The organism is uncultured Fretibacterium sp., assembly GCF_938040765.1.
Classification (GTDB): Bacteria; Synergistota; Synergistia; order Synergistales; family Aminobacteriaceae; genus CAJPSE01.
In genome coordinates this window covers 1-9,804 of record NZ_CALIAA010000260.1, presented here as the reverse complement: position 1 = coordinate 9,804, position 9,804 = coordinate 1, and the positions used below count along the sequence as shown (strand labels likewise).

Below are 9,804 nucleotides of genomic sequence, written 5' to 3'. Positions count from 1 at the left end.
CAAGAACGGAAGGGTTACCGACGACGCACGAATCCGGGCTCACGAGAGCACCCTGCGCAAGCTCCTGGACGGGGGCGCGAAGGTGGCGCTCATCTCCCACTTTGGCCGCCCCAAGGGCGCGTTCGATCCTCTCCTGTCCCTGAAGCAGATCGTCCCGGACGTGGAGAGGGCCTATGGGGTCAAGGTCCTGTTCGTCGATGACTGCGTGGGCCCCAAGGTGCAGGCCGCGCTGGACACCCTGTCCAAGGGGGAGGTCATCCTCCTCGAAAACGTGCGCTTTCACTCCGAGGAGCAGAAGAACGATCCGGCCTTCGCGGCCGAGCTGGCGAAGCCCTTCGATGTCTTCGTCATGGATGCCTTCAGCGCGGCCCATCGGGCCGACGCCTCCACCAGTGGGGTGATCCCCCTGCTCTCGTCCTTTGCGGGCGATCTCCTGGTCCGGGAGGGGAAGAGGCTCGGGGCCGTCAGCGAAGCCCCGGCAAAACCCTTCGTCCTGCTTCTGGGCGGGGCCAAGGTATCCGACAAGATCGCCGTCGTCGGGAACCTCCTGGACAAGGTTACGACGATCCTTATCGGCGGGGGCATGGCCTACACGTTTCTGAAGGCTCAGGGGCTCGAGATCGGCCGTTCGCTCTGCGAGACGGATCGACTGGAATTCGCCCGGCAGACCCTAGAGGAGGCCAGGGCCAGGGGAGTCCGGCTGCTCCTTCCGGTGGACAGCGTCGTCGCCGCCGTGCTCGACGCGTCGGAGACGAAGGTCGTCTCGAGCACGGAGATGCCCCCCGACCGGATGGGGCTGGATATCGGCCCCAAGACCATCGAGCTCTTCACCTCGGCCCTCAAGGAGGCCAAGTCGGTCCTCTGGAACGGGCCGATGGGGGTCTTCGAGAATCCCCGATTCGCCGCGGGGACGCGGGCCATGTGCCGGGCGGTCGCGGACTGCACCCGGGCCGGGGCCGTGACGGTGATCGGTGGCGGGGACACCGCTTCCGCGGTTCGCGAGTTCGGATTCGACGACAAGTTTTCCCACGTCTCGACGGGCGGCGGGGCCAGCCTGGAGTACTGCGAGGGGAAGGCGCTTCCCGGAATGGCGCCGTTCGAGATCAAGTAGAGCGAAAAAGTAAAAGCGAGAAGGAGGTCACGTCCCCGATGAAGAAGATCCGCCTCTACGGAAACTGGAAGATGAACATGACCCGCGCGGAGACGACGGCGTTCATGTCCGAGTTCGCGCGGTCTGCGAAGCCTCTGGAGGCCGTCATGGGCCGGAATCTGGAGGTCGCCGTGTTCCCGCCCTTTACCTCGCTCTGGGCCGCGAACGAAGCGATGCGGTCGGTATCCGGCCCCATGCCGCTTCTGGGGGCCCAAAACGTCTATATCGGGGATCACGGGGCCTTTACGGGCGAGGTCTCCATCCCCATGCTGAAGGAATGCGGCTGCACGCACGTCATCATCGGGCACAGCGAACGCCGCCACATCCTGGGCGAGGGGGAACCCCTGATCGCCAAAAAGATGAGAGCCTGTTTTGACGCCGGCCTGATCCCCGTGCTCTGTTACGGGGAGACGCTGGAGGAGAGGGAGGCCGGAAGGGCCTTCCAGGTCATGGAGCGTCAGCTGCGCTCGGCCGTCGAGCCGCTCTCCGCCGACGAGTCCGCCCAGGTCGTCTACGCTTACGAGCCCGTCTGGGCCATTGGGACGGGAAAATCCGCGACCTCCGCCGAAGCGCAGGAGGTCTGCGCCTGGAGCAAGAGGCTGCTTGCGGAGGCGGCAGGAAGGGATATCGGCACGACCGTCCTGTATGGAGGCAGCGTCAAGGGCTCGAACGCGAAGGAGCTGCTTTCGATGGACGCGATCGACGGGGCCCTGGTGGGCGGGGCCTCCCTGAAGGCCGAGTCCTTTTTGGAGATCTATACGGCCTACGCCGGATCATAACGAGGAAAAACCCTTTTGCCGCAGCTTTAAGCGGAAGGAGGTCCTTCCGCTTTCCTGGAAAGGTCATCTACTCAATAATCTTAAGGAGGTTTTTCGTTGATGAAAGGGATTCGACGACGAGCGCTTTTAGGTCTGGCCGTTCTGCTGGCGGTCTTCGCGTCCTCGGCATGGGGAGCCGTCCCGGAGGATGCGCTGAGCGCAAAACCCTCAAGTGCGCTTTACTCCGTGTTCCATGTCGACGACCTGGGCAACTTGGCCCGAAGCATCCTCTCCTCCGATAACATAGACCTGTTCGCCCCTCTCTTGGACGAGAGTGAGCTGGAGGGGCTCCGCATGGCCGCGGCCATCGTCAGCAAGATGCCCGTGAAGACCACCGCGTTGCTGGCCGGTACGGACGAGAACCTCACCCCATTCCTCCAGGTGGCCCTCTCCCTGCCCGCGGAGCTCAAGTCCCAGCTGGACCTCGTGGAGAGCGGCAAGGCCAAGCCGGAGGATATCGTGTCCCTCGCCCTGGGCGATGGGGCCGTGGCCTTCGGCCCCCTCCTCAATGTCGAGCTCCAGAATGGGGCGCAGGGGCCCTATTTCCTGCTCAACGGCCAGGCCGCCCTGACGGCCAGGGACGGGCTCCTCCTGATAGGGCTCTCTCCCGCCGACCTCGAGGCCAGCCTCAAGGCCCTTGCGGACCCGAAGGAGCGCCTCTCCGTGAAACGCCGCCACGAGTCCAGGAACTTCTCGCTGCTGCACCTCGACTTCCCGACCATGCTCAAGGTGGCCAAGGAGCAGAAGGCCAAGGAGAAGGCGGACGGAGAGGGCGGAAAGAAGATCGACGAGGTCGATCTCGACGCCCTGAAAGCGTACTTCAAGGCCCCCCTGGAGATCGAATACAACATCGACAGGGAGCCCGGAAGCCTGCTGTTCTCCATGGCGGCCAACATCGAGGAGGCGCTGAATAGCGCCTACCTGGAGCGTTTTGCGAAGATGGAGCCCGTGCCCGGGGGAGAGCTCTTCCTGACGGGGGGGGGACGGCCTCTGTTTGCCCTGAGCTCGAAGCTGTCCTTCAAGAGCTCGGACCTCGACGTCTACCCCGAGATAGCCAGGATCTGGAAAGATGGGCTCAAGCAGCTGGCCGAATACGGTATCACCGAGTCCGAGGTCGAGAACCTGCTGTCCGGAAGCGTCTCCCTGGTCTGCGGAGGAAGCGCCGCGGTCGCCGGGGCCAAGACGCCCGGGGCCTATCTGGCTCTGACGGGCAGGGAGGGTGCGGCCTCCTCGATCTTCAAGAAGGTCACGGAGAACGAGGAGCTCGCGGCGATGCTGCCGACCGCTCCCGTGGACGTGAAGGACTGGGAGAAGGTCCTGCAGGTCGATCCCAACCTCTTCCCAGCACCCGTCCTTTTGGGGGTGAAGGGGGAAACTCTCTTCGTGGGGATACAGGATATAGCCGGCCTCAACGCTGCGCCCGAGGTCTCCGGCAGCCTGAAGGCCCTTTTGGAGAAGAGCTCGCTCAGCACGTCCTTCTTCGACTTCGAGGCGATTTGGACGGCTCTGAACGGCATGCTGAGCGACAAGGATTCCCCCCTCTACGCTCTGGCCGCAAATCTGCCTCAGGCGATTCTGGACTCCGTGAAGGACGTGCTCGGGGCCGAGCTCTCGGTCCCCTTCGCCGGCAGCTGGGCGCCTCGGATGGACGAGGGTTTTGTGAGGTTCTCCCTTGCCGATGTGCCCGCGGGCAAGGGCTTGATGGCCAAGATCGTGAAGGCCGCCGCCGGCTACATGGCCGCCTCCGCCCCATCGCCCCTGGATCGTCTGATGGAGGCCAAGGCGGTGGCGGAACCCGTGTTCAAGGGCAAGCCCGAGATCGAGGACGCGGAGCTGGAGGGCATGGCCGAGGCGCTGAAGGGAAAGGTGACCCTCCGGCAGAAGGACGGTGTCCTCTACATCGGGACCGTGGCGGACGCGAATTCCCGCGAGGAGCTGGCCGCCAAGGCCAAGGAGCAGGGCCTGAAGGGGTCGGCGGGCTTGGACATCCTGCCGGGCGAGGAGGACTACGCGGGTCAGGAGATCGTCTGGATGAAGGTTGTCCGCTGACCCTTTTCCGGAAGAACCTCAAGAAAGCATAGAACTCGGGAATCACGCTCATCGATTCAGCCCCGATCCGAAGATCGGGGCTTTTGTCTGATCCTTCCCCGGGGGTCGCCCCTTCCTGAACGGAAGGGGCCTGCCAAAGGAGAGTTGAGTTTTGGAGCGTTCGCTAAAAGACCGTTTTGACATGCATATCGTTTCGGAATATCTGGAGACGCCGTCCGTGCCCCGCCTGTCGGAAAACGCGATGTGGCTCCTGGGGCAGCGCTATTTTGTACAGCGCTGGGACGCCTCCGTGGGCGGGCTCAGAAAGGAGGGGAGCTTCGAGGAGTTCACCCGGCGCATAGCCCGAACCATCGCTTCCGCCGAGACCCTCTACCTCGATCCCGAGTCGCCGGGCTCCCTGGACTGGCTTCAGGCTCTGGAGAAGAATATCGCGAGCGACATCCTGAACCGTCGCTTCCTCTTCAATTCGCCCTGCCTTTTCAGCTCGGCCGCCGGACTGACGGTCCAGCCCGAATTTGCCGAGCTTCTCTACAAGAGGGTGGACGCGATGTCCTTCGAGGATTACGTCCGCATCCACTCCGCGCGCACCAAGAATCAGCAGCTTTTCGCCTGTTTTGTCATCAACGTTCCCGACAGCATCGAGGGGATCTTCGAGTCGGTCAGGGACGCCAGCGTCATCAGCAAGTTCGGGGGCGGGGTCGGCGGCAACTTCGGACATCTCAGGGAGTTCGGCTCCGAGATCGGCGGGGGGACGGGCGGCAAGGCGTCGGGCCCCGTCTCCTTCATGGAGACCTGGAACACCATGGGGGCCGTCGTCGTGCAGGGCGGAAAACGCCGTGCCGCGCTCATGGGCATGCTCTTCGACGATCATCCGGACATCTACCGTTTTGTGGACTGCAAGACCGAGGACGGGAAGCTCTCGTACTTCAACGTCTCCGTCGCAGTATCGGACAAGCTGATGAAGGAGGCGGCGCGGGACGGGGCCTTCGACCTCCACTCCCGGGCGGACGGACGCGTCAGGACGGTGAGCGCGCGCGAGCTCATGGATCATATCTCCGAGAGCGCCTGGAAGCGCGGGGACCCCGGGATATTCTTCATCGACAGGGCCCGTCAGGACAACCTTCTGAAGATGGACCCCGATTGGGACATCGAATCCACGAACCCCTGCGGCGAGCAGCCTCTGCCCAACTACACCAGCTGCAACCTCGGATCGATCAACGTCGAGGTCTTCGCGAAGGACGGGGAGTTCGACTGGAGCGGTTTTCGGGATCAGGTCTTCCGCTCGATGTACTACCTGGACCTCGTCATCGACGCGTGCAGCTACCCGCTCCCGAAGATAGGGGAGAGGACCCGCAGGATACGGCCCGTGGGGCTGGGGATCATGGGCCTGGCCGACGCCTCGATCCTTCAGGGGATCGTCTACGGCAGCCCGGAGTTCGAGCTGTACTGCAGGGATCTCGGCTGCGCTCTGGCGGCGTCCGCCCTGTCCGCTACGGCGCAGATCGTGTCCGAGGCCGGTAAGGAGCCCTTTCCGGAGCATCCCCTGGTCCGCGACCTCTTTGCGGCGTTCAAAAGCGAGGTCGAGGGAGGCGAGGGGCTGTTCAGCGAGGGGACCCTCTTCAGCGACTCCTGGTTCGCGCGCCTCTCCAGGGAGGAATGCGGCCAGCTTCTGTCGCACATGAAAAGATCGGAGCTCGTCCCTCTGACCCTGGTCAACACCCTGTCGGAGCTCGACAACCCTCTGTCAGGGCTGGATTTCGAGGAGATCAAGGCCATCCTCAAGGGCCTCGTGAACGGGCGGCTCCGCAACAGCCGGCGTCTTTCGATTGCGCCGACCGGTTCGATCTCCATGATCCTCGATGCGAGCTCGGGCATCGAACCCAACTTCGCCTGGTCCTGGAACCGTCATATCGCGAAGGTCGACGGGTCGGGGACCGAGCAGAGGGAATTTTGGCACAAGCTGCTCTCCGAGGAGCAGCGCGAGGAGTATCGCACGACGGGAAAGCTGTCGGACAGAAGTTTCGTGACGGCCTACGACATATCGACGGCCCAGCACGTCGGCGTCACGGGGATCTTTGCCCGCATCGTGGACAGCGGCATCAGCAAGACGGTCAACCTTCCGAACTCCGCCGCGGTGGAGGACGTCCGGCGCGTCTACGAGTCCTGCTATGCCCTGGGATGCAAGGGGATAACCATCTACCGCGACGGGTCGCGCTCCTATCAGCCCATCGAGATCAAGAAGGGGGACGACCAGGAGAAGGCTCTCGCCAGCCGAAGCGTCAAGGCGCGCCCCGGCCTGGTCGTGTTCGGCAAGACCATCAAGGAGAGCACTCCATGGGGCAGCATCTACATTACCCTGAATTTTGACGGCAGCGATCCCTTCGAGATCTTCATCAACGTCGGCAAGAGCGGATCCGAGCTCAAGGCCATGACGGAGGCCCTCTCCCGGGTCATCTCCATCGGCCTTCGCTCCGGAAGCAAGCTGGAGGACTTCATCGATACCCTGAAGGGCCTTTCAGGGAAGGAATATTGGATGTTCGAATTCGACGACCAGCGCGTGGCGCGCTCCATTCCGGACGCCATAGCGCTGTTGCTGGAGAAGCTCGTCGAGAGGGGCGAGACGTCCCGCGGCGGACCGCGCGAGGGCGGCGCCATCTGTCCGGAGTGCGATTCCCCCATGGAGATGATATCGGGCTGCGCCTACTGTTTCAGCTGCGGATACAGCCCCTGCAAATAGGGGCCGCCGCAGAAAGCGGAAGCAGGAGGGGAGGGTGACCCCGGAGGGCATGAACGATGATTCATGCTATACTAAGTTCTCTTGTCTCGTTCTCGAGGGACCGATACGATTAAGGAGTGGTTTGAAAGGTGAGCGCGGGAGCACCGATTCTAAAGATAGGGAAACATCAGGCGCGATATCCCCTGATTCAGGGGGGTATGGGCGTAGGTATCTCGGGAGCCAACCTTGCAGGCCACGTGTCCCGGTGCGGTGCCATAGGGACGATTGCGAGCGTGGGACTCTGCCACGACTCGCCTCATTTCAGCATAAAGAAACACAATTATTTCGAGGCCAACGCCATCGTCATCAAGGAGGTGCTGGCCCAGGCCCGCGCCATCGCGGGGGAGGGCGGGGTGCTGGCCGTCAACTGCATGGTGGCGCTGACCGACTATGACACCCAGGTGCGCGCGTCCGCGGAGGGCGGGGCGGACATCATCATATCCGGCGCCGGACTGCCCCTCCGGCTTCCCGAGTACACGAAGGACTTTCCGGATGTGGCCCTGGTCCCCATCGTCAGCTCCGCCAAGGCTGCCAGCCTGATCACCAGACGCTGGGAGAAGCAGTACGGACGCCGGCCCGACGCCTTCGTGGTCGAGGAGCCCGCGACCGCCGGAGGGCATTTGGGCGCCATGACCATGGAGCAGGTCTACGACCCCGCCCTCTCCCTGGCCACGGCCGTCCCCGGCGTGGTCCGTTTCGTCTCCGAGGAGATGCAGGCCGACATCCCCGTCATCGCGGCCGGGGGGATCTGGGACCGCTCCGACGTCCTGAGGGCCTTCGAGCTCGGCGCCAGGGGCGTTCAAATGGGCACCCGATTCGCCTGTACCGAGGAAGGGGATGCCTCGGACCGCTTCAAGCAGGCCTACATCGACGCGACGGAGGATGACGTCGTTCTGATCCACAGCCCCGCGGGACTTCCCGGACGGGCCATCCGCAATCCCTTCGTCGCCCGGTACCTGGAGGGGAACGTGACCAGCAGCCCCTGTTTTGCCAACTGTCTCACCCATTGCCGCTACCGCAAGACCCGCGAGACCTTCTGCATTGCCGCGGCCTTGGTCGAGGCGTTCAAGGGGAACTGGGAGGAGGGGCTTTTTTTCTGCGGCAGCAACGTCAGCAAGGTCAAAAAGATCGAGAAGGTCTCGGAGGTCATCTCCGAGCTCTTCCCGGAGTGACGGGGTCCCGTGCGGAGGCGAAGGAAGGCCGTGTCGAGGACGGCCATGCGCAGGATGGAGGCAGATTGAAATGCAGCAGCTGGAGTCGTTTCCTCTTTTCGAGCAAAAGGATCACCGCTTCATCATGCTGGGGTGGGAGGAGAAGGAGGACGGCATGGCCGTCCAGACCAACCAGTACGTCATAACCTCCGGAAGGGAAATCGTGCTTCTCGACCCGGGTGGGGCCCATGTATTCCCCCGGGTTCTGGCAAACGTCGCCGAGCTCGTGGACCTGAAGGCCATCAGCCATATCTTTTATTCCCATCAGGATCCCGACGTATCCTCGGGCATCACCCTGTGGCTCTCCATGGCGGAGAGGGCCATGGTGCACATCTCGGAGCTGTGGGTGCGCTTTCTCCCGCACTTCGGGATTTACGACGGGCGTCGCATCGTCTCCATTCCCGATGGAGGAAAGTCCCTGACCCTGTCGGGAGGGGCGCGGCTGGTGATGGTCCCCTCGCATTTCCTCCATTCCACAGGGTGCTTTTCGCTTTACGACTCGCGCTCCAAGATCCTCTTCACGGGGGATATCGGCGCGGCGCTCTTTCCCGAAGGCAAGCGCTATCCCATCGTGACGGACTTCGAGGCCCATCTGCCGCTCATGGAGGGGTTTCACAAGCGCTATATGGCCTCCAACGCAGCGTGCCGCAACTGGGTGCACCGCGTGTCCGCCCTGGACGTCGAGACGATCGCCCCCCAGCACGGAGCCGTAATCCAGGGCCGGGAGAACGTCGGAAAGTTCCTCTCCTGGTTCGAGGGGCTTCGGTGCGGGACGGATATCCTCGACCGGATTTGCGGACGCTGAGGCGAAAGGAGACCCTTCATGACGGAGCAAAAAAGCCTGGGGTTGATACACACTCTCTCGGGGGCGTATTTCGCGGGCGTCCAGATGGACTCCTTCATGTCCCAGCTGGATGAGGTGCTCGTCTCCCGGGTCCTCAAGGTGGAGGATCGGGTTCGGGACACCTCCAACCGGTTTACCCACCTCTATGACGTTTTACAGGTTTTGAGGGAGGACTTCGCGTCCGGGAGCCGGGATGCGAAACAGGGCGTCGAGGCCATCAACACGATCAATGCAAACCTGATGGCCGAGATGGCTAAATCGGGTACAAGCCTGGAGGGCATGAGCGAGACCGTCTCCAACACGCTGAACGCGACCATCAAGACCCTGGAACTGTTCCTCGAGATCGGCAAGATCTCCCACAACATTCAGCGCATCGCGAGGCAGACGCACCTTCTGGCTCTCAACGCCTCCATCGAAGCGGCCCGGGCAGGGGAGCACGGCAGGGGATTTGCGGTCGTGGCCCACAACGTTCAGGAGCTGGCCGCGGAGACCAGGACGGCGTCGGAGTCCATCGACGCCAAGGTCGGCGAGATATCCGGGGCCGTCCAGGGAACGATGGAGAATATGCGCAGCATCAACGAGCTGTTCGAGACCATTCAGCGGACGTTATCCTCCTTCTCGGACTGCCTCACCAACAACAGGACGACGATGGAATCCATGGAGTCGATGATTCAGGACGCCGGAGAGAAACTGAACCGGACATCGGCCGAGATGGAGGGAGCCATCGAGACCATGCACGAGACATCGAGCAAGGTCGGAGCCATGGCCTCAACGATCTCCGCCATTGTCCAGGCGCAGCAGAACCTGAAAAAGATACGGCTGTGAGTTCTGGGTCTCCTCAATTTTTTGTAACATAAGATACATTATAGGACATTATTAAAAAAACGAAAACAAAAACAAACAAAAAAAATGCATTGTTTTTTGGTTTAGGGGAGGGATTTTTTACAGATATGTGG

The 9,804-nt window shown here is 62.5% G+C and carries 7 protein-coding genes; all 7 read left to right on the top strand.

Features of this window, described 5'->3' with window-relative positions:
• Window positions 1-1,111: phosphoglycerate kinase (locus Q0176_RS09040; RefSeq protein ID WP_299301822.1), on the top strand; the 1,111-nt coding region annotated here is incomplete at its 5' end.
• Window positions 1,112-1,149: 38 nt separating this feature from the next.
• Window positions 1,150-1,929, top strand: a complete 780-nt coding sequence (gene tpiA / locus Q0176_RS09035) for a triose-phosphate isomerase (protein WP_299301819.1) — start codon at window positions 1,150-1,152, stop codon at window positions 1,927-1,929.
• 96 nt (window positions 1,930-2,025) lie between these two features.
• On the top strand, window positions 2,026-4,017 hold the full coding sequence (locus Q0176_RS09030) for a hypothetical protein (protein WP_299301816.1): 1,992 nt from the start codon (window positions 2,026-2,028) through the stop codon (window positions 4,015-4,017).
• A 217-nt stretch (window positions 4,018-4,234) separates the two neighbouring features.
• Window positions 4,235-6,754 (top strand): adenosylcobalamin-dependent ribonucleoside-diphosphate reductase, encoded by a 2,520-nt coding sequence (locus tag Q0176_RS09025; RefSeq protein WP_299301813.1) that lies wholly within the window; start codon window positions 4,235-4,237, stop codon window positions 6,752-6,754.
• 155 nt (window positions 6,755-6,909) lie between these two features.
• Window positions 6,910-7,965, top strand: a complete 1,056-nt coding sequence (locus tag Q0176_RS09020) for a nitronate monooxygenase family protein (protein WP_299301825.1) — start codon at window positions 6,910-6,912, stop codon at window positions 7,963-7,965.
• Window positions 7,966-8,035: 70 nt separating this feature from the next.
• The gene (locus Q0176_RS09015; protein ID WP_299301810.1) at window positions 8,036-8,809 is read left to right on the top strand and encodes an MBL fold metallo-hydrolase; all 774 of its coding nucleotides are present in this window, start codon (window positions 8,036-8,038) and stop codon (window positions 8,807-8,809) included.
• Window positions 8,810-8,827: 18 nt separating this feature from the next.
• Window positions 8,828-9,673 carry a methyl-accepting chemotaxis protein gene (locus Q0176_RS09010; RefSeq protein ID WP_299301807.1) on the top strand — a complete coding sequence of 282 codons (846 nt, stop codon included), beginning with the start codon at window positions 8,828-8,830 and terminating at the stop codon, window positions 9,671-9,673.
• Window positions 9,674-9,804: the final 131 nt, after the last annotated feature.

What these genes read in the sequence shown, in the direction of transcription:
- Q0176_RS09010 (WP_299301807.1), top strand. Translation starts at nt 8,828, where the DNA reads ATGACGGAGCAAAAAAGCCTGGGGTTGATACACACTCTCTCGGGGGCG.
- tpiA (WP_299301819.1), top strand. Translation starts at nt 1,150, where the DNA reads ATGAAGAAGATCCGCCTCTACGGAAACTGGAAGATGAACATGACCCGC.
- Q0176_RS09015 (WP_299301810.1), top strand. Translation starts at nt 8,036, where the DNA reads ATGCAGCAGCTGGAGTCGTTTCCTCTTTTCGAGCAAAAGGATCACCGC.